The following is a 25,627-nucleotide window of genomic DNA, read 5'->3' as shown; positions in this document are numbered from 1 at the left end:
TTTCTTACAGGCTAAAGCTTGTAGTAACTGGAAGGTCAAGGGGGAGGATGATAAAAACTTAGAAAGATCGCACTGATAAAATTGATTAAATCGGCTATTGAGGTGAATTCGTACAAAAAATTGAAAATTGTTTAAAACATAATGTTATTCATAGAAAAAATCAGGCCACTGAAATGGCCTGATGTAAAGGATGCTAATAGCTAGTACTTACCTCAAGCATCAATCGTGATATCACCGGCAGGAATGCACTGACATGTCAAACATGCCCCCTCATCAGAGGGCTCCACACCATTCAGATGCTGTACGTTCCCTGCAATCACCCTAGTTGAACAGCTTTCACATTGTCCAACACGACAACCACTAGGCATTTGAATCCCAAGCTTTTCCCCAAAATTAAGTAGAGTACCTTTATCCGTGGTCCAAATCTCTGTTCTTCCTGATTTTGCAAAAATGACTTTATGACGTAATGAGGGATCATTATTTATTTTTGCTGGAGAACGAAATATCTCGTAGAAAATAGCAAATGCAGGTACACCTCTCTCCTGAAGCCCTCGCGATATCGCATCCATCATAGGCTGCGGACCACACATGTAATAACGAGCATTATTCTCAATAAGATATGCCTCGACATCTCCCGCACCAACGTAACCAGCTCTATCATAATCCAATCCTGGAATATCACAGTCGAGGGGCTGATTGTAGATATTAATTACTTTAAGCCTGTCAATAGACGCATTTAGCTCCGCAATTCTTTTCTTAAACGCATGTAGCCTACTATTTTGATTAGCATAGAAAAGCCAGATCTCCGGACCTTCCGCTTGGGGGTTAATAGACTCCAGATAGGAAATGAATGGAGTAATTCCAATACCGCCAGCAAAGATTACGACAGGCTGGACGGCATTGAGCGGGACAATGAAATTCCCCCCAGGAGGGGTAAGTTCAACATCCTTGCCTATCTGCAAATGCGTGTTTATGTAGGATGACATTATTCCTTCAACATACTCACCTTTCTCATCAGTCGCTTTCTGATGACGGACAGAAATGGAATAGGTTTTACGGTCATGAACAAACGCAGGGCCTGTCAGCGAATACGCCCGGGTAACGATCTCTTCAGAATCGCTCATCGGACAACAGCTAACAGTGATATGCTGGCCCGGTTCATAATCAGGTAAGTAGCCTTCACTGTTCGATTGGAAGGTAATTGTCGTAACATTATCTGCTTCTTTTTTCAGTTCAATGACTTTGAATGTTTTACGACCTTCCCAGGGGCGCCTTATCAGCTCAAAATCATTCAAGCGGCGAATGCGGCAGCGGAATGAACGCAAAGGTAAAGCACCGCTGACTGGATCATAGCTATCACCGCTGATTAAACTATTGTAATTGCTACTGTACTCACCTTTAACCGGGTATGAAGGTTTGCCAAAATCAGGACAAGCCTGCCACCACCCAAACTCAGCAATTACAGTTTCATGAGAGAGTTTGGCTTCCACTTTTGCTCTAAATCGAGCAAGACCTGCTCTCGTTTCAATTTCTACCCAATCCCCCGTCTTGATACCTTCTTCGTCAGCCAGAGTTGCCGAAATGTCTACCGTTGGATAAGGTGCTTTTTTTCGTAGGCTAGTCAGGCTTCGATGTTGGCTATGACAGAAGAATCCGCTTTTAACGGATGTCAGCATTAATGGATAATCAGGATCGTTGCGCTGGTATTCTTGCGGCTGTACATACTCAGGTAAAGGATTGTAACCATAGTGATGAAGGATCTCAGAGTAAAACTCTGCACGTTTTGTTTCTGTATTGAAACCTGCCAGATATCCACTATTTGGGTCTCTGAAAGCATATTTTCTGACTTTATGCTCAAGCGGGATATCGTAACCTTCTGGCTTATTTCTGAGCATCTCAACAGTCAAACCTAATGGTTCTAGTTGATAATTCCAGGCTGCCTCAATATTGCCGTCGAAGAACGCTTCATTCATTCCTAACCGGCATGCAAGATCGAAAACAATCTCAAGGTCGGAACGGCTTTCACCGCGCGGAGAGACCATTTTTTTTCTCAACTGAATGTGGTCCTGAGCAGCAGCACTACTTTCAAACCCGGTTCTTAGGCCTTCGCGCTCCCAGGCAGTGTTAACTGGCAGAAGGATATCAGCATACTTTGATGTAGGCGTTTCAAACAAATCTACATGGGCATAAAACTCAAGCGCCTCAAGCGCCTGTTGTCCGAGAGAAGTATCACTTTGTGAAAGTAATATGTTGGCACCAAAGCCAATTAACCCGCGAATTTTATAGGGTGTACCTTCTAATACTGAATGCCAGATATCCTGAGAATGAACCCAACCTTGTGAAGGCGGCCCGATAGGCCTTTCTTCAAGGCCTAATGCTTTATCCCATTGTGATTTAGGCATCAATGTCGGTGAATTAACCACATTTACCGGGTGGCTGGCATAGATTCGATTACATCCTTCCTGATCGAAACAACCGGTTAAAGCATACAGTGTCGCAATCGCACGTTCTGTTTGGGTGGCATTAGTGTGTTGAGCCACTCCAGACCAACTGTGGTAGGCGATTTTCTTGGCCCCGGCAATCAAACTCGCAGCGGCTTCAATTGACGCAACAGATACCCCGGTGATACGGCTTACGTTTTCTGGGTCATAATTAGCCAACATATCTTTAAAAGATGAAAACGCCGTTTGGCAGGAAATTTTTGCACCATCAGCTATTGCGACTTCAACATTGCCCTCAAGTGCAGCTGTAGGCATCAGCGTTTCTTCAGTTCGAGTCTCGGAATCGATAAATGTGACTTGCTGGTTGTGTTCGTCCCAAACTGTATAGCGATTACTGATGGCAAGTGGGTTAATATCTTTTTCCCGAAGAAAATAACCATTATCATTTCGAACCAACAAAGGACCATTAGTCCAGTTTCGAACAAACTCATGATTAAACAGGTTTCGTTCTACCAGGAGATGGCTTAACCCCAAAGCTAATGCACCGTCAGTTCCAGGATTGACATCAAGCCAGGCATTTGCTTCTTTCGCTAAGGGTGTCGGGCGAGGATCCACGACAATCAGTTTTGCGCCGTTATTTCGACCAGTACCAATCGCACTAGCCTGGGCAAGCCAAGTATTCGCGGGGTTATGCCCCCAAAGAAGAATAAGATCGGCATGGGAATAATCAGCAACAGGAATGCCGCAGCCAAAGGTCCATCGATGTGCAACGTCTTTATGCCAGTTACATATCTCAGTTCCATAGCTGGTATTTGGGCTGCCATAGATACGAACAAATCGCTCTAACCATTCAATTGCATCACTGAGGGGGGTACCGCTTGGGCTCGTAAAGCCGAAAGCGACAGATTCAGCTCCATCCTCTCGTTTAAATTTTTCCAGTTGTCCGGCTATCGTTGACATAGCCTCTTCCCAACTTATACGTTGCCAGCCCGGATCCTCTGCACCTTTAGGATGAGTTCTCTTCATCGGGTACAGAATTCTATTTGCGCTGTCCACCAGCTCAGGTGCCGCTTTCCCCTTCATACACATGGCCTTACCATTAGGGTGTTCAGGGTTAGCCCGTACCTTGATCAGGTGGTCATTTGCTACTTCACTCAGCGTCCCACACCGCGAACGGCAAAGTGTGCAATATCCGGGAATAATATCTGACATTGGAAACCTCACTACTAAAAACAGTTAATATTCTTTAAAAACCACATTGATTTCTTTTTACCCAAGAGTTACTAACCCAATTAATGTCATCTTGTTTTGTAGGCGTAATTTCAGTTGAAATTACTGTCATCTATGGATTGCGGCTAAGAAATTTCAGGACCAGAGTCTGATTTTTGTAAACCGTTAACATCTGCAAGATACAGTGCACTCAAAATAGGGCATTCAGGCTTATCATCCCCTGCACAGCAATCAGAAAGCGTTGTAAGTATTGATGCCATACGCTGAAATTCTTGAATTTTTCGCGTCAACTCGTTGATGTGTGACTCGACTAATTTTTTTACATCAGCACTCTGGCGCGAATGGTTCCCCCACAGACAGAGAAGTTCCCCTGTTTGTGCCAGAGAGAAACCTAATTCCCGACATCGGCGTATAAAATGTAATTTGTACACATCAATATCGCGGAACATCCGATACCCGGCTGCAGTTCTGGCTACTTCCGGTATTAATCCCGCCTCTTCATAATAGCGGATCATTTTTGCGGAAACTCCGGATAACCGGGCAGCATCACCAATGTTCATCCTTACCTCCCAAAATGTATTCTGTTGATACCAGATCCAGTTTCAAATGACGTCGTTTCCGGCGCTCTTACCTTGCATACGTAGTGATACGGTTACCGTCTGGCTCATCAATATTGAGTCGATATCCAGCCTAAACCTTCCTGTGGCGGTAAGGTCAAGAAAAAAGATCATCAAGATAAGCTGTATAAGAAACCAGATGTGACGAAAATACTCATCTCCCTTATGACCACATACTTAATGACTCAAAACACTCTTCTTTGGGTTTAGAAAGAATGCTATCTCTAGTGGAATCATTTTTATATTCGCCAACACTCACTAATTCCCATGATTCGACATCATTCAACAACGCAAGCATCAACTTATTATTTAATGCATGACCTGACTTATAAGCATGGTAGGCGCCAATAATATTATGGCCTGATACGAAGAGGTCTCCAATCGCATCCAGTGTTTTATGTCGCACAAGTTCGTTGTTAAATCGCAGACCTTCCGGGTTCAGAACGCTATATTCATCAAGACCTATCGCATTATTCAAACTTGCCCCTAACCCAAGACCTTTTTGTTGTAGAAGTTCTACATCACGAACAAATCCAAAAGTTCTGGCATCAGCAATCTCGCCAATATAGTTTTCTTTCGACACTTCAATATTTAATCTATTGGTCTCAGCAGAAATCAAGGGATGCTTAAAATCAATCATAAAATCGATCGAGAACTTAGAGTCTGGATGCAAAAGAGCCCATTTGTCGCCATCTTTTACGGAAACCGTTTTTTTTATCAGCAGATATTTTTTTAGCGCACACTGCTCTATCAAACCAGCGTGCATTATTGAATATATGAATCCTCTGGCACTCCCATCGAGAATGGGAAGTTCTGGAGCATCGAGCTCCACCAAGAGGTTATCAAGTCCCATGCTGGACACCGCAGAGAGGAAATGTTCGATTGTTGAAACTCGAACTCCCTGAGGGTTGATAATGCTTGTTGCCAGCATAGTGTCATGAATCTGATCGGCACGGAGCTGAATATCAACAACAGGAGTTACATCTGTTCTACGGAACCGTATGCCACTATTGGCACCAGCAGGCATGATTTTCATGTTAACGGTTTTACCGCTATGCAAGCCAATACCGTTTAACTCAACAATATTCTTGATAGTTTTTTGCTTGATCATGGAGACCTCTATTTGCTCTAGCGACTAGGCAGAACGTCTGCAACAAGGCTCCATTAATGATTCCCCCTATTGCCCTGTTCATCGTCCTCGCTACTCTCGACTTGGTTCCATTAAAACCCTAAAGTTGATATAGGGTCAAGCTTTTATACGATATACACATGAAGCATCTTGCACGAGTCGCACTGACTGACCCGAGTTAGTTACCATCATATTCCTTATGGTTGAGACCATATGGAAATCAGTGAATTAAAAATATTTATTCATCCAAAACACAAATGGTTTTAAGAAAACCTAACCCCCTTCTTGTAAAATTATTCAAGATAGTCAAGTATATTTTTTATATTGTCAATTAGGGCCACATGCAGGTCAGGGTCATCACATTCATCTGAATGGCAATAGGAAATATGTTGAAGTATAATTCTTTTTTTGAATTCGCTAACGGTGCACTCCAACTCATACACCGACCGTACGATATCAATACAAGGTTCATCATCGATTAAAAAATCCTGCATTTTATTATATTTATCAGCCAGCTCTTCTATCATAGGAATCAATACGGGGTCATTAACTAACATTGGCATATCTCTCCTCATCGTCTGAAAGTAAAGATGGACACAGCGCTGATAAATCCCAACTCCCTTGCTTACGGTACCGACCGGGAGGAAGATGAAACTTGTTTTTGAAAGCTCTCGTGAAAGTTTGTTGCGAATCAAAACCATACTGAAGAGCAATGTCCAGAACTGTTCTGGAAGTTAGTTTCAGATCGATGGCAGCGCAGGATAATCGACGAGAGCGAACATATTCACCCCGCGCAATGCCGGTCGCCTGTTTAAATAAACGTTGAAAATGCCATCGTGAATAACCAGATTTTTCAGCAATGATTTCTACTGGCAAGGTTTTATTCAATGAACATTCAACCCACTGTACAATATCTTCGACAACACTTTCAGAATATTTTTTGGTGTCCATCCGCTCCCCCTCAAACCATATTCGATAAATATGTTCAAACCAGAATACGGTCTCTGAGTCTGTCGTCCATGAAGAACTCAGAGACCCAACTCTTTATTTTCGTAATAATCTCAGGCCATTTGCCACAACCAGAAGACTGGCACCAACATCAGCAAATACAGCCATCCACATGGTTCCCATTCCCATGAGCGTGAGTACAAGGAATACGGCTTTAATACCTAGAGCGAGGCTGATATTTTGTACAAGTAAGCTGTACGTTTGTCGGGACAATTTCACAAAGGCTGGTATTTTACGCAGGTCATCATCCATTAAAGCTACATCTGCAGTTTCAATCGCCGTATCAGTACCCATTGCTCCCATAGCAAAACCGATATCAGCTGCAGCCAGAGCCGGTGCATCATTGATACCATCACCAACCATCCCAGTGATTCCAATCCGTGAATGCTCTTCAACTGCACGATGTTTATCTTCTGGCAATTGATTCCCTCGAGCCTCATCAATTCCAACCTGAGATGCGATTGCTTTAGCTGTATGTGGGTTATCACCAGTCAGCATAATAGTTTTAACGCCAAGTTCATGAAGTTGTTCAATCGCTTCACGACTGCTGTTTTTAACAGTATCAGCAACAGCGAACAGCCCAAGCACTTGCTTACCATCATTGAGTAAAATAACTGTTTTACCCTGGCTTTCCAGCCTTTGTACTGTTGCTTTAATCTCTGATGGACAATTAAAGTGTTCTTCTGTCAAACGCAGGTTTCCAAGGTAAAAATCCTTACCTGTAATTACGCCATGCACACCTCGCCCAACAATCGCTTCAAAGCTGTCAACATCCTGCTTTTTCAAATCAGCAGAAGCATTCACAATTGCCAGTGAAACAGGGTGATCAGAGTAACTAGCGAGACTAGCTGCAGTAGTACGAACTTCACGCTCGCTCCATCCATTGAATACCATTACGTCGGTTTGTACTGGTTTCCCATGGGTAATAGTTCCTGTTTTATCCAGCGCAAGGGCTTTTAGCTTACGTCCCTGCTCAAGATAAACACCGCCTTTAATGAGAATCCCTTTGCGAGCAGCTGCAGTAAGTCCACTGACAATCGTTACTGGCGTAGAAATAACCAGGGCACATGGACACGCTATGACAAGCATAACTAAAGCTTTATAGATCCACTCCTGCCATGTTCCTGCCCCAAACAATGGTGGCAATACAGCAACCGCAACAGCAATACCCATAACGACTGGGGTATAAATCTGGGAAAAGCGGTCAACAAAACGTTGTGTAGCTGCTTTGGCACCTTGCGCCTGCTCAACAGCATGAATGATTCGCGCAAGGGTTGTATTATTTGCAGCTGCAGTGACTTTATATTCAAAAGAGCCTGACTGATTTATTGTTCCAGCAAATACTGTATCGCCCGCGATTTTATCGACAGGCATACTTTCACCTGTAATTGGAGCCTGGTTAATGGTGGTTTGACCTTTGACGATTTCTCCGTCGAGACCAATTCGTTCACCTGGTTTTACCCTAACAATACTGCCCGGTTGTACGCTACTGGCGTCAACTTCCTGCCATGTTCCATCAGCTTGTTGGACCATTGCAGTTTCAGGAGTCAGGTTCATCAGTGAACCTATTGCATTTCTGGCTCTATCGAGTGATTTGGCTTCTATTAGTTCAGCAATGGTGAATAACACCATAACCATCGCCGCTTCTGGCCACTGCCCAAGGACCAAAGCCCCAGTAACGGCAATACTCATTAGTGCATTGATATTCAAGTTGCCATTGCGAATCGAAATCCAACCTTTTTGGTAGGTTGTCAGACCACAAGAAAGCACTGCTATCAAAGCCAACCCAGCTTCGAGCCAGTCAGGCATATCAGCCCAGTGCATCACTTCGGCTGCAAGAGCAGCTACGCCAGCCAGAGCTAATGGCCACCAGGGCTTTTTTTTCTCCTGGGTATTTTTCTTGCCGCTAGTATTATCCGAAACTTCTGGCTCGAATCCCAACGAGCGAATTGCAGCCATGATCGCTTCAAGCGAATCCGGTGTATGAGTTACAGTCAAAACACGCTGCATCAGGTTGAAATCAAGCTCTTTAACAGAGCTCATTCCACCCAGTTTCTTTTTGATAAGATTTTCTTCAACAGGACAATCCATCTGCATAATGCGAATTTCTGTCCGTAATCCACCAGCCACAACCTGCGAGCCCCCCAGGCTACTCAATTGTTCTGGAGCCGCGGAGCAACAATCCCCCTCATGGCCGTGATCGTGGCCTTCATGAGAATGCTCTTGCGCGGCATGATCATGGTTACATCCCTTATGATTATGCTCATCATGCGAATGCCCTTCGCCGCCATGACTATGGGCATCATGATTATGGCCTTCATGGGAATGGTCATCACTGCATTTATTGTGATTATGAGCCTTCTGATCATGTGCATGATCATTTGCTTTATGTGATTCACCAGTATTCTTAACCCGGAGTCCTGTCCCTAAATTGAACGTTTCACAGCAACTAGCCGCTTCGTCTCCTGCAGGGGTTTTGCTATTTTTTACACCACCACTCATTTTCATTTCCTCATCTGCTAACTATACTGACTATTAAAGACCCTGATCTAACTACAGGGTCAAGTGCATAAGGGGGGATGCATGAAAATTGGTGAATTGGCCCGTAAGGCGGGTTGTCCGGTGGAAACTATTCGGTACTATGAGAAAAAAGGATTACTTCAAGCTCCATTAAGAGATATTGAAAATAACTACCGCTGTTACAACAATACTCATCTGGAAAAGTTGTTATTTATCCGACGCTGCCGCTCTCTTGATATGACTCATGAGGAAATACGTGCATTGCTACTGGCAATTAATAATCGCGGTAAAGACTGTGGCCCCATTGATGCAATAATCAGTGCCCATCTCACGCATGTTCAGCATCGTATTAAAGAGCTATTAGCCCTGGAAACACAACTAAAAGAACTTAATGGCTATTGCAGCTCAGACCGGAGCGTGGACGAATGCGGGATAGTACAGAAATTGACTGCTGATGAAGAGAATGGTGATCTTCCTTTAACCGTACCAACTGACCACTTGGGGGGGGTGCATTAGTGGTGTGCGCTTATAAGTTGATTAGACTGATGGCGTAACACTAGCCCATACAGCTTTGTGCTACGCCATCATGCCCTTAAAATAAGGGGTCGGGCTTTTTCCATTTCGTTACCACGAGAACTACGTTGCACCGCCCCTTCTCTCTTACCGGGATGGCTTTTAGCATCAGCGGTCATTAATGTCTGGTATTGGGCATTCAAATCGCTCATCCCCAGCACAGCTTTTGAACAGAGCTCTGAGTGTATATGCCATTCGTTGCATATTTTCCATACGTCGCTCTAAATCATCCATATGCTCTTGTGCCAGACGTTTAACATCGGCGCTCTGGCGAGATTTGTCATTCCATAACTTGAGCAAATCGGCTATCTATTCAAGAGAAAAACCAAGGTCACGCGCACTGCGGATAAAAATCAGACGGTGGACATCATTGGGTGCATAATCACGGTAGCCTGCTTCGGTACGACCTATAGCAGGAATCAGACCAATTTGCTCGTAATAGCGAATCATCTTTGCGAAGATTCCTGATTCGTTCGATGCTTTACCAATGTTCATAACTCCCCTTTATCTTAGTGCTCAGAGTCTTCTGCCAGCGGAGTCTGGAACCGACGCAAACGAAGTGCGTTGCCCAGAACAAATACACTGGATAGCGCCATCGCGCCTGCAGCAAAGATTGGCGAAAGCAGCAATCCATAGGCAGGGTACAGCAAGCCTGCTGCTACAGGGATCAATGCGGCATTATATCCAAACGCCCAAAAAAGATTTTGCCTGATGTTACCTATTGTTGCCTTAGACAATCCAATAGCATTAGGCACACCCTGTAGGTTGCCGGACATTAAGACAACATCAGCAGATTCCACCGCTATATCGGTACCTGTACCAATTGCAAGCCCAATATCTGCCACAGCTAAAGCTGGGGCATCATTAATGCCATCACCAACATAAGCGACCTTACCGTAAGACTCCTTCAACCGACGAACTGCTTCAACTTTCCCTTCTGGCAACACTTCGGCAACCACTTCATCAATACCCAGCTGTCTCGCTATCGCATTTGCTGTATTGGCATTGTCACCTGTAATCATTGCGACTTTGAGCCCCAGTTGGTGCAATGCATTTATGGCAATCGGCGTACTTGATTTAATAGGGTCAGCGACTGCGATAATGGCTGCCAGACGTCCATCGATAGCAACATAGAGTGGAGATTTCCCTTCGTTTCCAAGGCGTATCGCAGTCTTTGAAAAATATTCGATGTCCAAGCCTAACTCACGCATAAATCGATCAGCCCCAATCTCTACGCGCTCTCCGTCTACTAGTGCTCAGAGTCTTCTGCCAGCGGAGTCTGGAACCGACGCAAACGAAGTGCGTTGCCCAGAACAAATACACTGGATAGCGCCATCGCGCCTGCAGCAAAGATTGGCGAAAGCAGCAATCCATAGGCAGGGTACAGCAAGCCTGCTGCTACAGGGATCAATGCGGCATTATATCCAAACGCCCAAAAAAGATTTTGCCTGATGTTACCTATTGTTGCCTTAGACAATCCAATAGCATTAGGCACACCCTGTAGGTTGCCGGACATTAAGACAACATCAGCAGATTCCACCGCTATATCGGTACCTGTACCAATTGCAAGCCCAATATCTGCCACAGCTAAAGCTGGGGCATCATTAATGCCATCACCAACATAAGCGACCTTACCGTAAGACTCCTTCAACCGACGAACTGCTTCAACTTTCCCTTCTGGCAACACTTCGGCAACCACTTCATCAATACCCAGCTGTCTCGCTATCGCATTTGCTGTATTGGCATTGTCACCTGTAATCATTGCGACTTTGAGCCCCAGTTGGTGCAATGCATTTATGGCAATCGGCGTACTTGATTTAATAGGGTCAGCGACTGCGATAATGGCTGCCAGACGTCCATCGATAGCAACATAGAGTGGAGATTTCCCTTCGTTTCCAAGGCGTATCGCAGTCTTTGAAAAATATTCGATGTCCAAGCCTAACTCACGCATAAATCGATCAGCCCCAATCTCTACGCGCTCTCCGTCTACGGTAGCCCTGACGCCCATCCCAGTAATTGAATCAAACTCAGTCAACACCGGCAGTGATATCTCTTTTCCTAGAGCGGCCTCAACGATAGCGCGGGCAATAGGATGTTCCGAACGTGATTCAACAGCGGCAACTTTTGCTAATACTAAGTCAAGCTCAAACCCTTCAGCCAACTCCAGATCTGTCATTACTGGGCGTCCCTCAGTCAAAGTGCCAGTTTTGTCTACAGCAACGACCTTGGCATCTTTAAGCAACTGCAGAGCTTCTCCCTTACGGAACAAGATCCCCATTTCTGCACCACGGCCAGTACCTACCATGATAGAGGTTGGGGTAGCCAATCCCATTGCACATGGGCAGGCAATGATCAACACAGCCACGGCATTAACCAGTGCGAAAGACAGGGCCGGTGATGGCCCAAATGTTAACCAGGCAAGGAAAGTTAACAACGCTGCCAGCATCACCACAGGAACAAACCATAATGTCACCTTATCGACCACAGCTTGTATGGGTAGTTTAGAGCCCTGGGCTTGCTCTACCATTCTGATTATTTGTGACAGCATCGTCTGACCACCAACGGCTGTTGCACGCAACCTCAATGCTCCTTTCTGGTTAACAGTCCCGCCAACCATTAAGCTTCCGGGAACTTTCTCGACGGGGATAGGCTCCCCCGTTATCATCGATTCATCGACAAAACTTGTTCCTTCGCTCACCTCACCATCAACCGGTACCCGCTCACCTGGTCGAACTTCGACAATGTCATCAAGGGCTACATCGCTGATGGGAATATCGATGACAATACCGTTACGCAGCACATGCGCCTCTTTGGCCTGCAATCCAACCAAACGCTTGATAGCCTCAGACGTTCGACCTTTAGCCCGCGCCTCCATGAATCGTCCTAAAAGAATAAGAGCGACGATTACCGCAGCTGCTTCGTAATACACATTGACGGTACCTTGAGGCAGAAGACCCGGAGCAAAGGTCGCAACCATTGAATAACCGAATGCAGCGAGAGTCCCGACGGAGACGAGAGAGTTCATGTCTGGGCCAAGTCTTAATAACGCGGGAAAACCTTTCACGTAAAAGCGCCGTCCCGGAATAGCCAGCACCAGCAATGTTAACACAAACTGGAGATACCAGCTTTCCTGGAGCCCAATGGTATCCATTATCCATTGATGCATTCCCGGTATCACATGCGACCCCATTTCCAGAATAAATACTGGTAACGCAAGTACAGTCGCCAAAAATAAATCTTTCTTCAACGCAGCCTTTTCAATATCTTTTTTTTCTGCAGTATCATCATTATTCTGGCTTTGGTTATCAACCAGGCTGGCTTCATAACCGATTTTTTCGATAGCAGTTATGAGGTCATCAGCTCCAGCGGTTCCACGAACAGTGGCTCTTTCAGTCGCTAAATTAACAGTGGCTTCTTTTACACCTTTAACCGCTCGGAGCGACTTTTCGACACGCCCTACGCATGATGCACATGTCATGCCCTGAACTGATAACTCTACAGAAGCTTGGGGAACCTCATAGCCGACCTTTTCAACTGCTTCAACCAACGCCATACGATTAACTAATGTATTTAGGCGGATATCTGCACGCTCAGTTGCAAGGTTAACGCTTACGCTTTGTACACCTTCAACCTTAGCCAGAGCGGCTTCAACTCGTCCAACGCAGCTTGCACAAGTCATTCCCTCAATGGGCAAACTGACTTGAGTTTCACCATCATTAGAATGCTGTTTTTTTTGAATGCTCATGATGTATTTCTCATCGTTATGTTCAGATAAAGAACAACCTTAAGGCTTACCATCGTGGGAAGGTCAAGCGCATTATTTTGAACATGCCGATACCGTGGAAGAAATCGTCATAAAATCCTTTACATGAACACATGTTCATGTGTCAGAGTATCGATAAAACCCAGCTTTTTGCTGCAATGTAGTTCACTTAAGCGGAGCTGCCTTGCGATTAACTGGATATCGGGTCTTTGATATTTTTACCGCCCTAGGCCTATTTGGCTTAGGGCGTTTGTCTATAAAAAGGATGGATAAGTCTCCTCGCAGACTTTTTAGACGCTTTGCCGTATTACCGGGAGACACCTCTTTGCACATGACCTTTGTTGACTCGCGATAAACTGACAAGCGTACTTAAAACTGATTTCATTGGGCATTCGACCATGCTCTACTGTCGCTTGACTGGCCTCTCGTCTCACCAAGTTATAACCAAGTAAAAGCCCCCCATAGTTCTTGATAGACAAGCTCCACCGTCTTACTCCTCAGTACTAAAGCGTTGTGTTGCATCGAACTTTTTATGTCTCGATACCCCAACTCAATTTACCATCTCTCATGGTAAAGCTCAGCGACCAATTCTCCGTCGTACTCTTCCCTCGGCAAAGACGTAAACACGGTTTTGTGCTTACCTTGTACTTGATATGTAACGGCTCTGACTTGCCATTTTTCAGGTAGGTTAGGATTTTTCTTGCGTGCCTGTGGTGAGACGTTCATTTCTACCAACATGTCGTCGCTCTCCTCATCGTCCAGAAGGATGTATTTAACCCCTTTCTTAGCAGGCAACAAACAGACCAGTTACCGCGAGTGAAATAGCGCAGTTAACTCAATAGGCATTCACTTTGCGACGCAACATGTTGAGCTTATCAACCTGGCGTCGAATTTCACTGAAAAATTCTTCTTTCTCCATGGCCAGCGCTAGCTCCCATTCTTTGGCTAGACCTTGGCAGTCCAAAAATGAGTATCTCAGCTTCGTCTTTGAAATACGCAGACCCTTGCTAAAGACCACGCGCTTGCCTCGTTGACCGTGAAAACTGTTGATGTACCACTCTATGCCAAAGCCATACTTAAAGTCTCTGATACGGACACCAAGCAGACCCCAGTCTTTAAAGGGCTCATTCTCTCGAACCTTGTAATGGGTAACCCAAAAGTCATCAACTTCAGCTCGTGCCAGCGCTTTTAGCCTGTCCGTTTCTTGCTGAAGTAAATCTGATACCTCTGCTTTCCATTGTTCATTGACGATTTCTACCAAACCAATTTCCCCATCCAATTAACCCCAAAAGCCAAAACCACTATCCGTTTGGCTTTTGGATCGAAACGCCAAACGTAAAACTGCCGTCACAATCACTGTTTGGCGTCTCGATATAAATCGACTCGCTCAATCCCATACCTGACAAGGGATACAGACCGATTTCACTTAAAAACGCCTAAAAAGACGTATCGCCATGAAGATACAAACCGTTTGGCGAGTTCAGGCCAGAATGCAAACGACGTTTGGCGTCTCGATTTTTTTAGCTCAGTCATCCGCCGCCAAACAGAGCCTATTCTCATACTTTTGCGAAAATGCAATAGGCAGATAGATGAAAGGATTTGTCACCTTTCTGCCCACCGCCAGTGCACCGAATCCTGATAATGACATTTGAGTGAACCGCCAGAGCACTTGGAATAGCCCAAGCATGGCCAGTGCGGTTGATTGAAAACCGTTAGAGCACTTTGAGTGCACAGGAGATAAGTATGTTTGTACTAGGCGTAGATATCGGTTACTCAAACCTGAAGTTGGCAATTGGCCAATCAGGCAGTGAACCGAAAACCATTATTCTACCTGCGGGTGCCGGTCCTGCGGATCGTATGCCAGAGCGTATCGGTGGAGGCGATGATGACACTTGTTTGTATGTGTCTGTCGATAATGAGCGTTGGGCCGCTGGTGTTCCTGCTGGACGCCTTCAAGGCTGGGAACGAGAGCTTCACCCGGAATATCCCACCACAAAAACCTATAGGGCGCTTTTTCATGCCGCCTTGTTAATGGCTGAAACAGAATCCATCGATTTGGTTGTCACTGGATTACCGGTTTCCCAGTTTAATGAACCACAACGTAAGTCTGACCTTGTACAGCGTTTAAAAGGTGTCCATCAAGTGACGCCAAAGCGCAGCATCACCGTTCATGATGTCAAAGTGCTGCCGCAGCCTGCCGGTGCCTATATGGATCTGGTTCAAACAGGTGGTGATTTGGGCTTGATTGAAGAAGGTCGTGTCGTCGTCATAGATCCCGGCTTCTTTTCTGTTGACTGGGTTGCCCTTGAGGCTGGAGAAATTCGCTACAGCTCCTCAGGAACCAGTCTTCAGGCAATGTCCGTGCTACTGGAAACCATTGATAAGCTGATTTCGGAAGATCATGGTGCCAAAGTCGGCATGGATCGACTTGAAAAAGCCATGAGAACCGGCGACTTGCAAGTGCTGCTATTTGGAGAAAAAGTCGATATTTCACCTTATCTGAATGCTGCCATGAAAAAGGTAGCGCCTGTTGCTCTTACAGCCATGCGCCAATCCATGCGTGACGAAAGCATCAATGCGGACTTGGTATTGATCGCCGGAGGCGGAGCCCTGGCTTATAAGGAAGCGGCCAAGGAGATTTTTTCACGAAGCAAGATCATCGTGCCTGAGCAGTCTGTTTTGGCGAACGTCCGAGGCTTCTGGTTTTATGGTGCCTGATCATGAGAGTTGTCGTCAACATTCCCCCAGGGAGCCACCCAGAACTACTCAAAGAATTGGAAAAGACGCCACCACGGGAACGCGCTGAGCGTCTGAGGATGCTGGCCACCTTTGGGTTAATTCACATGAGCCAACCCAATCTATCCACGACATCTGTACAGGTGGATGGCCATGCTCCAGAAGTTGAAATTACTTCTGTGAGTAAAGCGCCTGAACCCAAAGCAGAATCACGTAAACAATCATTAAAATCAAAACTAGGGCTGGGCTTATAACATGGCGTTATCAGTTAGCTGGCTCGATGCCAGGTTAAATAAAGAAGCAAAAGAAACCGTAGTAAAAGCCGACCGAGATGGGCTAAGTGCTCGGGTATCGCCCAAGGGCAAAATTGTTTTTCAGTTTCGTTATCGTTTCGATGGCAAGCAACAGCGGGTAGACATAGGTACTTACCCACTTATGAAGCTTGCTGAAGCTAGGAATGAGCTGGATAGGTTAAGGGCTGTACTCGACCAGGGCAGAAACCCCAAGCTCTACCTACAGCAGGAACGGGCCAAGTATTCTGCCAATCAAAGCTTCGAATCGATTTTTCGAGACTGGATAGACTCTGCCGGTAAGCAAGGGCTAAAGGAGACAACGTGGCACTACCAAAAACGCAGCAGTGAAATATATTTGCTGCCCCGACTTGGCAAGTACCCATTAACTGACATCAATGAATTATCCTTGCGTAACTGTCTTCGTGAGGTTTCGGAGTCGTCCCCTTCAAACACAGAACGCCTAGTGTCTGTACTGCATAAGTTCTATGACTGGCTGATAGATGAACAGATTTTGGAAATTAACGCTGCCGCTGGAATCACTGCAAAGAAAGTCGGCGGCAAGAAAGGCAAACGAACTCGGGTGCTAAACGACAACGAAATCAGGATACTTTGGCGTTATTTACATGAGTCAAAAATCACTGAGAAGAATCGCATCTACATAAAACTGCTTCTCTTATTGGGAGGGCGCAAGGGAGAACTCATTCAAGCTGAAAAGCATCACTTTGACTTGCAATCTGCAATGTGGACAGTGCCTATAGAGATCCGTAAACAAGGAGATAAAATTGGAGCGCCGATCATGCGGCCATTGATTAAACCAGCTATTGAGCTGATTGAACTGGCGATGCAGATGAGCAAATCAACTTACTTGTTTCCCGCGAACGGACAAGAAGAGCTTGCCACAAATGGCTTTGATACCACTATTCCTAACAATGTGAAAATCTGGGCTCGGAGATCGCTTGGTGTTGAGATGGAACATTGGTCTATGCATGATCTTCGCAGAACGATGCGAACGCGAATGTCAGCCATCACCACGCAAGAAGTTGCCGAGTTGATGATTGGCCACAGCAAAAAAGGGCTGGATGCTATCTACAACCAATATCAGTACCTGGATGAAATGCGTCATGCTTACGACGTTTGGTATCAACAGCTAGAAACCATCATCGAGCCGACAGGCTTTCCATTCAACTGGCGTTTCGGACAATAAAAGAAAGAGGCTCAGTCCTCTTTCTTCTCATACTCTTCCAAGTCTTCAATGTGCCACAGCTTGTTTCGTGTATTTCGGTTGATACGAGGTTGCGGCAAGCTGCCATATTTTATTCTTCGCCAGAGCGTCGTATAGCTAATGTGGTAACGAGCCATCACTTCGTAGGACGTTAGAAAAGGGGTTACTTGGTGCGCTACTGCTGTCATCTGCATTCTCCTGAAAATCAATGTAAAGCTATCATCGCCTTATTCACCGCTTTTTGATGGTCAGAAAGATGCATGATTTGTTCAGAAGATCAGCCTTATCAAAACACAAATGTTGCTATTAGGTACTTTTCAGCTCAAACCTATGAATAACAAGGGCTACAAGGCGGTTTGTGTCATGAATAGCAATCAACACGCCTAACGAGAAAAATTTGTACACACTGTTTGTACACTCGCAACGATGACACACCAAAAACCACAATGACGAACCCTTTAAATTCATAAGCTTATAAACAAAAAACTAGAGATGATCGCAATTATTCCGCTTTTGTAATGTAGAAACCAAAGTACCAAAAGCAGGAGGTACTTTCTGCATCAAACCCAGTAACCACAAGGCCTATAGCCAGATTTGTGTCATGGAATTTTCGCCAAAGGCCTCTAAAACGGAATTTGTACTCAAGTTTGTACACACTTTCCGAGGTTACGCTTGAACATCATTGAAAAGCAAAGAAACGAGAAAAAGACAAAAAGCCTTTAAATTCAGTACGTAGAGATGTGATTGTGGTGTGCAATGAAAGGTGATTTTAAGCGTTGAAAGGCTGGGCGGCATCAGGGTGCGATATGATTGCGAACGTACGTCGCTTTTTAATCTCTTCTAGAAGCTTCTTATCTGACATCAATACTTATCTTCGTTATCTATTATCCCTGTAAAACAATTACTTACAGGCGCGTTTTATAACGGATAAGCAATGCTTTTCCGCGCAAATTCAGTATTGCGGTAAAACGCTTGATACGGCTTGGTAATTAATTGCGCGGATTTTAGCATTTTACTGCACGTAACAGTAGAGCGAAATTACATACTCCCTACCGCTTAATTTGCTATGCGACCACTCACTGCTTTTTTTCATGCATACACACTTTCACATCGTTAACCTATTTCAAACATTGTTGTACACACCGTTTACAACACAAGTGACAGACCCTTTTTATAAACCCTATTTATAAAAATAAGGACAACGCCCTGTGATATTGTTTCTAATTTGCGTAGCCGCGCTTATTGCTGGCTACTTTATATATGGCGCCTTTGTTGAGAAGGTATTTGGCGTCACACCAGCACGCCCCACTCCTGCACATAGCCAAAAAGACGGCGTAGACTTTGTTCCCATGTCTACACCGAAGGTGTATCTCGTTCAGCTTCTCAACATTGCTGGCGTAGGCCCTATATTTGGCCCTATTATGGGTGCACTATATGGCCCAGCTGCCATGCTTTGGATTGTATTAGGGTGCATTTTTGCCGGCGCTGTTCACGACTATTTCTCAGGCATGCTGTCAGTTCGCAACAATGGTGAATCTGTGCCTAGCTTATCTGGCCGTTATTTGGGCCGAGGCGCTAAGCACTTTATGAACTTGTTCGCTATTGTGCTGCTTCTACTGGTAGGTGTAGTTTTTGTCTCAGCGCCCGCAGGCATGATCACAAATCTCGTTAATGATCAGACATCATGGCATGTTGAAGTTGGCACCATGGTCGCCATTATTTTTGCCTACTATATTTTGGCTACCATTGTTCCCGTAGATAAAATTATTGGTCGTTTTTATCCGTTTTTCGGAGCCCTTCTTATTTTCATGTCGGTGGGATTATTAGCCGCTGCCAGCTATTCTGACCAGCACTCGATACTTAGCCAATTCACGGCAAGTGATATGCTGACGAATTTGAATCCTAACGATATGCCTCTTTGGCCGGCGCTCTTTATCACTATTGCTTGTGGCGCTATCTCTGGATTTCATGCCACCCAGTCCCCACTTATGGCTCGCTGTATGGAGAACGAGAAGAACGGACGTTTTGTGTTTTTTGGTGCAATGATAGGTGAAGGTGTGATTGCCCTTATCTGGTGTGCCATTGCCCTTTCTTACTTCGACAATTTAGAAGGACTATCGGCAGCTATTACCAATGGTGGCCCTGGAAACGTTGTCTATGCCTCATCATTCGGTCTTTTAGGTGTTGTTGGTGGCGTACTGGCTTTTCTTGGCGTGGTTATTCTTCCTATTACGTCTGGCGACACCGCATTTCGCTCAAGTCGTCTTATCATGGCCGAGTACTTTAACGTTGAACAAAAAGGTATACGTAACCGCTTGTTCATGGCCGCCCCATTGTTTGTGCTTGGCGGTATTCTTACCCAAGTCGATTTCGGCGTTATTTGGCGCTACTTCGGATTTGCCAACCAAGCAACAGCCGTCATGATGCTGTGGACCGCATCTGCATACTTACTAAGACATAATAAACTGCACTGGATAACTACGGTACCAGCAATATTTATGACGGCCGTTTGCGTTACCTTTATTCTAAACAACGACACCTTGGGTTTCGGTATGGCGATGAATGTATCGACAACCATCGGGCTTATCGCATCGCTAATAACCACGGTTTACCTCATTCGAATTTCCAAGGGGAAAGGTGAAGCGCCGCTTGAGCCATCATCTGTGAATGTTGAAAAGCCCTCCCAACCGGTAGACGCGTAACTACCTACACTAAACACGTGTAATATGATGAGCCGCCCTTTATATAGGGCGGCTATTTAATTTGTACTTTTGACATGGGTTATAATGAGGCTCATTTTTAACCGGCGGTAATATTGGCAAGCATGGAACTCATACTTTCGCTACTTCAACAAATGTGTGTGTATCTTGTGCTCGCATATATGCTGAGTAAAACACCGCTTTTTCTTCCTATTCTCAGCATTTCTTCTCATCGCAAACACCGCTACTTGGTGTATGTAGTTTTTTCTTCCTTTTGTATTCTGGGCACGTATTTTGGTCTGCAAATAGACGACGCCATTGCCAATACCAGAGCCATTGGGGCAGTTATAGGAGGATTACTAGGCGGTCCAGTAGTTGGGTTTGCCGTAGGATTGACCGGCGGCCTCCATCGTTATTCATTGGGTGGTTTTACTGATGTTGCCTGCGCTATTTCCACCACGCTGGAAGGTCTTATTGGCGGCCTCATGCACGTTTACTATGTTCGCCAGAACAAAAGTCTAGATCTTTTCAACCCATGGAAAGTTGGTGTCATTACCTTCATAGCAGAGTTGTTTCAGATGGCTATACTGCTTACCGTTGCCGAGCCTTTTGAAAAGTCTTACGCACTGGTCAGCGCTATAGCCGCACCTATGGTCATTGCAAATTCTGTGGGGGCCGCACTTTTTATCAGTATCTTATCTGACAAAAAAACGATTTTTGAAAAGTACTCTGCCACTTTTTCACGACGTGCACTATCCATAGCAGATCGCTCAGTGGGCGTGCTCACATCTGGATTCACCCCAGTTAATGCAGAAAAAGTAGCACGTATTATCTATGAAGAAACGAATGTGGGTGCGGTAGCGATTACTGATAAAGAAAAGATTCTGGCGTTTATCGGAACGGGTGCCGATCATCACCTACCAAACACCCCCATATCGTCATCAAGTACAATGGAGTCACTGAACAATAACAAAATAGTCCATTTAGATGGCGCTGAGCGCCCTTATCAGTGCACATTAAACAAAAGTTGTCCGCTGGGTTCAGTGTTGATTATTCCACTTCACTCAGGCTCTGAGGTGGTAGGTACCATTAAGCTTTACGAACCCAAACGGAAGTTTATGTCGACGGTTACCCTGTCAATGGCAGAAGGTATCGCTCAATTACTGTCAAGTCAGATTGTTTACGGCGCGTATCAGCAGCAAAAAGATCTGCTCTCACAGTCTGAAATCAAGCTGCTGCATGCACAGGTCAACCCTCATTTCCTATTTAACGCGCTCAATACGATTAGCGCTATTATTCGTCGCGATCCCAAAAGGGCCAGAGAGCTCGTGCTAAGCTTGTCACGCTTTTTTAGAATAAACTTAAAGCTAAACACCGCGGTGGTGACACTAAAAGAAGAGATTGACCACGTTAATGCTTATCTGGCAATCGAGAAGGCGCGTTTTGCCGAACGCCTACAGGTTACCATCAAGTGTGACGATGCTGCCATGTCAGCGCTTCTACCAAGTTTTACGTTACAGCCACTGGTTGAGAACGCGGTTAAACACGGTATCGCCCAACGAATAGAGGGTGGGCATTTAACTTTGAATGTACGATGTACAACAGATAACCACATTCACATTCTCGTTGAAGATAATGCTGGCTTGTACAAACCTACAAAAAAACAACACGCAGGTTTAGGGATGGATATTGTAGATAAACGGCTTATTCATCAGTTTGGTCAACGAGCAGGCCTGGTGATCGAGTGTCGAACTAACCAGTTCACTCGGATGTCCTTTTCCATTCCACACACTCACTATCATTCTCATCAGGGCTAACAATGACTAAGAACTCAGCATTTCGCGCGCTTGTTATTGACGATGAACCGCTCGCCAGAGAGGAGCTTTGCCAGTTACTCAACGAAACCAATGAAGTACATGTCTTAGGGGAAGCCGCGAACGCCATAGAGGGGTTGGCATTAATTAAACAACACCGTCCGGATGTTATATTTCTTGATATAGAAACGCCCCAGCTCTCTGGACTCGATATGCTGGCTATGCTTGATTTAGACACCATGCCTTATGTTGTGCTGGTCACCGCATTTGAACAGTATGCCCTTCAGGCATTTGAAGATAACGCGTTTGATTACTTGCTCAAACCTGTGGAACCAGAGCGGCTTGATAAAACAGTTGCCAGGCTTAAAAAGAGAACTCAGCCCCAAACTGACATTGACGCTATTGCCTCCCCCACGTTAGTACATATTCCTTGCGTAGGTCATCAGCGCATATTACTGCTACCCGAATCTGATATTCATTTTGCTTACAGCGATGTGGCGGGCGTACATGTTAGATCGCTAGAACAACAAGCAGACACGCAGCTCACATTGAAAACCTTAGAAGAGAGAACCGCGCTTGTTCGATGTCACCGTCAATACTTGGTGAGGTTATCATGCGTTGCGGAAATTAAACTCCTGGATAATGGCCTTGCTACGCTTCTAATGAAGACGGGAGATTCAGTTCCCGTGAGCCGTCGATATCTCAAAAAGCTAAAGTCGTTATTAACGCTTTAATCACTCCACAAAGGCTGCATTAACTTAAAAAGGACTGAGAGAGTATGCCTGATTTTCGGGCACCGTAAGGAAATTTCCCCATTTTCCTGCTCAATGGAGAGCCTTCCCCCGTTCAATTCACGCTCAACTTGCAAAATCTCTTTCTCATCTCAATGCCATTTACTTAGCATGCTAAACAAATAAAATAGTTAGCATGCTAATTAAATTAACGGTTTTTACATGTCATTTTCAGAACCTATGCCACTTCAACTTATTGCGCTTTTTGCCCGCACTGCGCAAAAGTGCAGAAGAACTGTCACTGAATCGGTCGCTCATCTCGACCTTACAGAGTCAAGATGGCGCGTAATGATTCATATGTCATTACTTGGTGAGGGCTGTACGCAACAGATGGTGGCTGAAAGCTTGGAAATAGAAATGCCTAGCTTAACTCGCACAATTAAACAGCTCGAAACTACCGGGTTAATCAAACGCGTTACAGATACTAACGACAAACGAAGTCGCTTACTTTACTTCACAGATATGGGCAAAGGTCGAATGAATGATATCGAAAGTACATTGATGGCGCTGCGAGATGAAGTGTACGCAGGAGTATCTGAAGAAGAGTTACGCATTATGGCTAAATGTGTTCAAAAAATTGAAGTTAATGCCGCAAAATTATTGGAGTCACTTAAGTGAGTCAACGAACCCCAGATCAGGAATTTGCTAGGTACATAAAGCTGGCTTTAGTCGCTTTTGCCATCTGTTTTATCTACTTTATTATTGCAGATATACGCATGCCAATGACACCACAGGCGAGAGTCTATCATCAGGTCACGCAAATCTCTCCTCAGATAAATGGGCCGATAAACGAGGTGCTTGTCAAAAATAACCAAACCGTCAAGGAAGGGCAGGTTTTATTTGTTATAGATGAGACACCTTACCTAATTGCCCTTGAAAAGGCGCAAATTGATTTGGCAAATGTAGAGTTAGAGAATGCTCAGATAGATGCGAAAGCGGAAGCGATTAGAGCAAAGATAGAGGCTGCATCGGCGGTTTACGACGAACGCAACAGTGAATTTCAACGACTTAATTCCTTAGTTCAAACTAGAGCGGTATCTCAACAAAACGTGGACAAAGCGTACGCGCAACTTAAAAGCGCTGAAGCCGAAATTAGTGCGCTTGAAGCCGATCTAAACCAGCAAGTTGTTGCAAGAGGTAAGCAAGGTGACAAAAATCTAAAATATCTAGAAGCGGTAAATGCGGTTAAACGGGCAGAGTTGAACTTAGCCTATACCAAAATTAAAGCACCGCATGACGGCATAATGGCAAACATGCAGGTAACTCAAGGCACTTATGCTAAACAAAGTACGCCCCTTGCCTCAGTTGTCGATAACACGCTAGATGTGGTTGCAGATTTTCGAGAGAAATCACTCGCCAATGTAAAAGAAGGCATTCGCGCTAACGTCGTTTTTGATGCACTACCGGGTAAAGTATTTGAAGCTAAAGTGGAAGAATTTGAAGCTGGTGTAAGCGACGGCCAACTTGCCGCCAACGGCACCCTTGCAAGCGTTGAAAAGTCGAATCGATGGGTACGAGATGCACAGCGCCAACGTGTCCACATTAAGCTTGAAGAACAAGAAATATCGTTAAGCCACCTCACCAGTGGCGCTCGCGCTACCGTGCAGATAGTTCCAGACAACCCTATTGAAAGTGTGGCAGCGAACATTCAAATTCACTTTATAAGCCTGCTGCACTTCATTTATTAGACTTAAATTATGGATTCACAGCTAAGTAAAAATGATGTCCAGCAGATGCTTAGGATCGCCTCCGGCGCCACGTTGGGCTTTGCTATATCGAAAGCGCTGGATTGGCCTAATCCGATATTTTTTACCTTGTACCCTATTTTGTTGCTTGGACTGGTAGCCGTTTTAAATGGTCACATTATTCGACAATTTCTTGCCGCAACTATCTTTCCGGCGGCGGCTGTTTTAGTGGTATACGGCTTGTTCGGAAGCCACCCATTGCTGATCACGCCGCTAATCGCCATCACTTTCGCTTTTCTGTTTTGGCAAATGAGTAAAGGTACGCTGTATTTATTCGGTGCGTTTTCCCTTGTAGGACTTTCGCTGCAGCTACACTTTGCCAGCTACAGCAGCGATGGAATAGATATCTACGCATTAGTGATATCAAACATCGGTGCAATTCTGTTGGCATTAATAATTGCATTCGCTTTGCATATTGTTTTTCCCGATGAGGAGCCGCGCACGCCTTTACCCAAAGCGGCAAAAGATAAAGCAAGTATTCGCCACGAAGTCATATTATGCACCACTGTCGCCACGCTATCGTTTGCTGTATTTCAAACCTTCGACTTAGTAGATTCGATATCAGCACAAGCAGCAAGTGTATTGATTCTTTTTCCACTGTGTTGGAAAGGAGCCACATTGAGTGGCTGGCAGCGAGCGCTGGGCACGCTAATTGGATGTAATCTTGCCCTGCTCGCCCAGCTCATTTTGCTCAACTACAGTGACACGTTGTTTTTCGCAAGTTTCAGCTTATGGATATTGGTATTTTTCATCAGCCGCCAGCATGTACTTAGCGGTGGTGGTGCTGGCACGGGCTTTGGCGTACTTACCACATTTGGCATTTTGTACGGCCAGTCACTCTCTCCACAACAGGATATTTTTTATAGTGCGCTGTATCGCTTTTCATCGGTAGTCGTAGCTATTGCACTTAGCCTGTGCGTTATTTATGTAGTACACAGTCTACTTAACAAATTCCAGCCTACACGACACCACACGTTTACTTAAAAGACCTGTAGTTATAACGCTTACCGGTTAAAATTTGTGGACGAAAAGTTGATTTGCTACTT

The 25,627-nt window shown here is 45.0% G+C and carries 22 protein-coding genes and 1 pseudogene; 10 read left to right on the top strand and 13 right to left on the bottom strand.

Annotation, left to right across the window (positions count from 1 at the left end):
* Nucleotides 1-212 precede the first annotated feature (212 nt).
* The 6 genes from ACFI6J_RS18930 to ACFI6J_RS18905 all read right to left on the bottom strand — a co-directional run bounded on the left by ACFI6J_RS18930 (nt 213) and on the right by ACFI6J_RS18905 (nt 8,927).
* Nucleotides 213-3,653, bottom strand: coding sequence for a molybdopterin-dependent oxidoreductase (locus ACFI6J_RS18930; protein WP_073661981.1), 3,441 nt, complete (start codon nt 3,651-3,653; stop codon nt 213-215).
* 143 nt (nt 3,654-3,796) lie between these two features.
* Entirely contained in the window at nt 3,797-4,231 is a 435-nt protein-coding gene (gene cueR / locus ACFI6J_RS18925) for a Cu(I)-responsive transcriptional regulator (protein ID WP_088585976.1), read from the bottom strand.
* A 220-nt stretch (nt 4,232-4,451) separates the two neighbouring features.
* Nucleotides 4,452-5,399: a UDP-3-O-acyl-N-acetylglucosamine deacetylase gene (lpxC, locus tag ACFI6J_RS18920; RefSeq protein WP_088585977.1), complete on the bottom strand. Its 948-nt coding sequence runs from the start codon at nt 5,397-5,399 to the stop codon at nt 4,452-4,454.
* 311 nt (nt 5,400-5,710) lie between these two features.
* Nucleotides 5,711-5,980, bottom strand: a complete 270-nt coding sequence (locus ACFI6J_RS18915; protein WP_212751624.1) for a hypothetical protein — start codon at nt 5,978-5,980, stop codon at nt 5,711-5,713.
* Entirely contained in the window at nt 5,964-6,368 is a 405-nt protein-coding gene (locus ACFI6J_RS18910; protein ID WP_088585979.1) for a helix-turn-helix domain-containing protein, read from the bottom strand. Before ACFI6J_RS18910 ends, ACFI6J_RS18915 begins: the two co-directional genes overlap by 17 nt.
* A gap of 93 nt (nt 6,369-6,461) precedes the next feature.
* Nucleotides 6,462-8,927 carry a heavy metal translocating P-type ATPase gene (locus ACFI6J_RS18905; protein ID WP_088585980.1) on the bottom strand — a complete coding sequence of 822 codons (2,466 nt, stop codon included), beginning with the start codon at nt 8,925-8,927 and terminating at the stop codon, nt 6,462-6,464.
* Between the two features lie 81 nt (nt 8,928-9,008).
* On the opposite strand from ACFI6J_RS18905, the gene ACFI6J_RS18900 reads away from it, so the two are divergent.
* Nucleotides 9,009-9,461 carry a Cd(II)/Pb(II)-responsive transcriptional regulator gene (locus ACFI6J_RS18900; RefSeq protein WP_105932867.1) on the top strand — a complete coding sequence of 151 codons (453 nt, stop codon included), beginning with the start codon at nt 9,009-9,011 and terminating at the stop codon, nt 9,459-9,461.
* A gap of 165 nt (nt 9,462-9,626) precedes the next feature.
* On the opposite strand, the gene ACFI6J_RS18895 is transcribed toward ACFI6J_RS18900, so the two are convergent.
* The 6 genes and pseudogenes from ACFI6J_RS18895 to mobI form a co-directional block, all read right to left on the bottom strand.
* Nucleotides 9,627-9,818: a MerR family DNA-binding protein gene (locus ACFI6J_RS18895; RefSeq protein WP_276309500.1), complete on the bottom strand. Its 192-nt coding sequence runs from the start codon at nt 9,816-9,818 to the stop codon at nt 9,627-9,629.
* Nucleotides 9,819-9,827: 9 nt separating this feature from the next.
* Nucleotides 9,828-10,013: a MerR family DNA-binding transcriptional regulator gene (locus ACFI6J_RS18890; protein WP_276309499.1), complete on the bottom strand. Its 186-nt coding sequence runs from the start codon at nt 10,011-10,013 to the stop codon at nt 9,828-9,830.
* 14 nt (nt 10,014-10,027) lie between these two features.
* Nucleotides 10,028-10,747 (bottom strand): HAD-IC family P-type ATPase, encoded by a 720-nt coding sequence (locus ACFI6J_RS18885; protein ID WP_226871916.1) that lies wholly within the window; start codon nt 10,745-10,747, stop codon nt 10,028-10,030.
* A 20-nt stretch (nt 10,748-10,767) separates the two neighbouring features.
* A complete protein-coding gene (locus tag ACFI6J_RS18880; RefSeq protein ID WP_088585983.1) occupies nt 10,768-13,263 on the bottom strand; it encodes a heavy metal translocating P-type ATPase in 2,496 nt (831 codons plus the stop codon).
* A 183-nt stretch (nt 13,264-13,446) separates the two neighbouring features.
* Nucleotides 13,447-14,079 (bottom strand): annotated as a pseudogene (locus ACFI6J_RS18875) (transposase); the annotation flags it as partial.
* 37 nt (nt 14,080-14,116) lie between these two features.
* Nucleotides 14,117-14,560, bottom strand: a complete 444-nt coding sequence (mobI, locus tag ACFI6J_RS18870) for a conjugative transfer protein MobI(A/C) (protein ID WP_462586333.1) — start codon at nt 14,558-14,560, stop codon at nt 14,117-14,119.
* Nucleotides 14,561-15,024: 464 nt separating this feature from the next.
* On the opposite strand from mobI, the gene ACFI6J_RS18865 reads away from it, so the two are divergent.
* Genes ACFI6J_RS18865 through ACFI6J_RS18855 form a run of 3 tightly spaced genes read left to right on the top strand, consistent with a single transcriptional unit; the run spans nt 15,025 to nt 17,514 of the window.
* Nucleotides 15,025-15,999: a ParM/StbA family protein gene (locus ACFI6J_RS18865; protein ID WP_462586332.1), complete on the top strand. Its 975-nt coding sequence runs from the start codon at nt 15,025-15,027 to the stop codon at nt 15,997-15,999.
* Between the two features lie 2 nt (nt 16,000-16,001).
* Entirely contained in the window at nt 16,002-16,271 is a 270-nt protein-coding gene (locus ACFI6J_RS18860) for a hypothetical protein (RefSeq protein WP_037072267.1), read from the top strand.
* Nucleotide 16,272: 1 nt separating this feature from the next.
* Nucleotides 16,273-17,514: a tyrosine-type recombinase/integrase gene (locus ACFI6J_RS18855; RefSeq protein ID WP_462586331.1), complete on the top strand. Its 1,242-nt coding sequence runs from the start codon at nt 16,273-16,275 to the stop codon at nt 17,512-17,514.
* Nucleotides 17,515-17,525: 11 nt separating this feature from the next.
* Here ACFI6J_RS18855 and ACFI6J_RS18850 read toward each other — a convergent pair whose 3' ends face one another.
* On the bottom strand, nt 17,526-17,720 hold the full coding sequence (locus ACFI6J_RS18850; protein WP_462586330.1) for a helix-turn-helix transcriptional regulator: 195 nt from the start codon (nt 17,718-17,720) through the stop codon (nt 17,526-17,528).
* A 1,020-nt stretch (nt 17,721-18,740) separates the two neighbouring features.
* Between ACFI6J_RS18850 and ACFI6J_RS18845 the strand changes: the two genes are divergently transcribed.
* From ACFI6J_RS18845 to ACFI6J_RS18820, 6 genes are all read left to right on the top strand, one after another.
* Nucleotides 18,741-20,234 (top strand): carbon starvation CstA family protein, encoded by a 1,494-nt coding sequence (locus ACFI6J_RS18845; protein WP_156086089.1) that lies wholly within the window; start codon nt 18,741-18,743, stop codon nt 20,232-20,234.
* A gap of 122 nt (nt 20,235-20,356) precedes the next feature.
* On the top strand, nt 20,357-22,048 hold the full coding sequence (locus ACFI6J_RS18840) for a sensor histidine kinase (RefSeq protein WP_156086088.1): 1,692 nt from the start codon (nt 20,357-20,359) through the stop codon (nt 22,046-22,048).
* Nucleotides 22,049-22,050: 2 nt separating this feature from the next.
* A complete protein-coding gene (btsR, locus tag ACFI6J_RS18835) occupies nt 22,051-22,779 on the top strand; it encodes a two-component system response regulator BtsR (RefSeq protein WP_462586329.1) in 729 nt (242 codons plus the stop codon).
* 219 nt (nt 22,780-22,998) lie between these two features.
* Nucleotides 22,999-23,454: a MarR family winged helix-turn-helix transcriptional regulator gene (locus ACFI6J_RS18830; RefSeq protein ID WP_014948722.1), complete on the top strand. Its 456-nt coding sequence runs from the start codon at nt 22,999-23,001 to the stop codon at nt 23,452-23,454.
* Nucleotides 23,451-24,524, top strand: a complete 1,074-nt coding sequence (locus ACFI6J_RS18825; protein ID WP_101563754.1) for an HlyD family secretion protein — start codon at nt 23,451-23,453, stop codon at nt 24,522-24,524. Before ACFI6J_RS18830 ends, ACFI6J_RS18825 begins: the two co-directional genes overlap by 4 nt.
* Nucleotides 24,525-24,533: 9 nt before the next feature.
* A complete protein-coding gene (locus ACFI6J_RS18820; protein ID WP_049585763.1) occupies nt 24,534-25,565 on the top strand; it encodes a DUF2955 domain-containing protein in 1,032 nt (343 codons plus the stop codon).
* Nucleotides 25,566-25,627 lie beyond the last annotated feature (62 nt).

This window comes from Alteromonas sp. G4i13 (genome assembly GCF_054960505.1).
Note: the sequence above shows the minus strand (reverse complement) of the source record. Positions and strands in the feature narration are given on the sequence as shown.

Coding starts and splice junctions, on each gene's coding strand:
- ACFI6J_RS18930 (WP_073661981.1), bottom strand. CDS start 3,653: ATGTCAGATATTATTCCCGGATATTGCACACTTTGCCGTTCGCGGTGT.
- cueR (WP_088585976.1), bottom strand. CDS start 4,231: ATGAACATTGGTGATGCTGCCCGGTTATCCGGAGTTTCCGCAAAAATG.
- lpxC (WP_088585977.1), bottom strand. CDS start 5,399: ATGATCAAGCAAAAAACTATCAAGAATATTGTTGAGTTAAACGGTATT.
- ACFI6J_RS18915 (WP_212751624.1), bottom strand. CDS start 5,980: ATGCCAATGTTAGTTAATGACCCCGTATTGATTCCTATGATAGAAGAG.
- ACFI6J_RS18910 (WP_088585979.1), bottom strand. CDS start 6,368: ATGGACACCAAAAAATATTCTGAAAGTGTTGTCGAAGATATTGTACAG.
- ACFI6J_RS18905 (WP_088585980.1), bottom strand. CDS start 8,927: ATGAGTGGTGGTGTAAAAAATAGCAAAACCCCTGCAGGAGACGAAGCG.
- ACFI6J_RS18900 (WP_105932867.1), top strand. CDS start 9,009: ATGAAAATTGGTGAATTGGCCCGTAAGGCGGGTTGTCCGGTGGAAACT.
- ACFI6J_RS18890 (WP_276309499.1), bottom strand. CDS start 10,013: ATGAACATTGGTAAAGCATCGAACGAATCAGGAATCTTCGCAAAGATG.
- ACFI6J_RS18880 (WP_088585983.1), bottom strand. CDS start 13,263: ATGAGCATTCAAAAAAAACAGCATTCTAATGATGGTGAAACTCAAGTC.
- ACFI6J_RS18865 (WP_462586332.1), top strand. CDS start 15,025: ATGTTTGTACTAGGCGTAGATATCGGTTACTCAAACCTGAAGTTGGCA.
- ACFI6J_RS18860 (WP_037072267.1), top strand. CDS start 16,002: ATGAGAGTTGTCGTCAACATTCCCCCAGGGAGCCACCCAGAACTACTC.
- ACFI6J_RS18855 (WP_462586331.1), top strand. CDS start 16,273: ATGGCGTTATCAGTTAGCTGGCTCGATGCCAGGTTAAATAAAGAAGCA.
- ACFI6J_RS18850 (WP_462586330.1), bottom strand. CDS start 17,720: ATGACAGCAGTAGCGCACCAAGTAACCCCTTTTCTAACGTCCTACGAA.
- ACFI6J_RS18840 (WP_156086088.1), top strand. CDS start 20,357: ATGGAACTCATACTTTCGCTACTTCAACAAATGTGTGTGTATCTTGTG.
- btsR (WP_462586329.1), top strand. CDS start 22,051: ATGACTAAGAACTCAGCATTTCGCGCGCTTGTTATTGACGATGAACCG.
- ACFI6J_RS18830 (WP_014948722.1), top strand. CDS start 22,999: ATGTCATTTTCAGAACCTATGCCACTTCAACTTATTGCGCTTTTTGCC.
- ACFI6J_RS18820 (WP_049585763.1), top strand. CDS start 24,534: ATGGATTCACAGCTAAGTAAAAATGATGTCCAGCAGATGCTTAGGATC.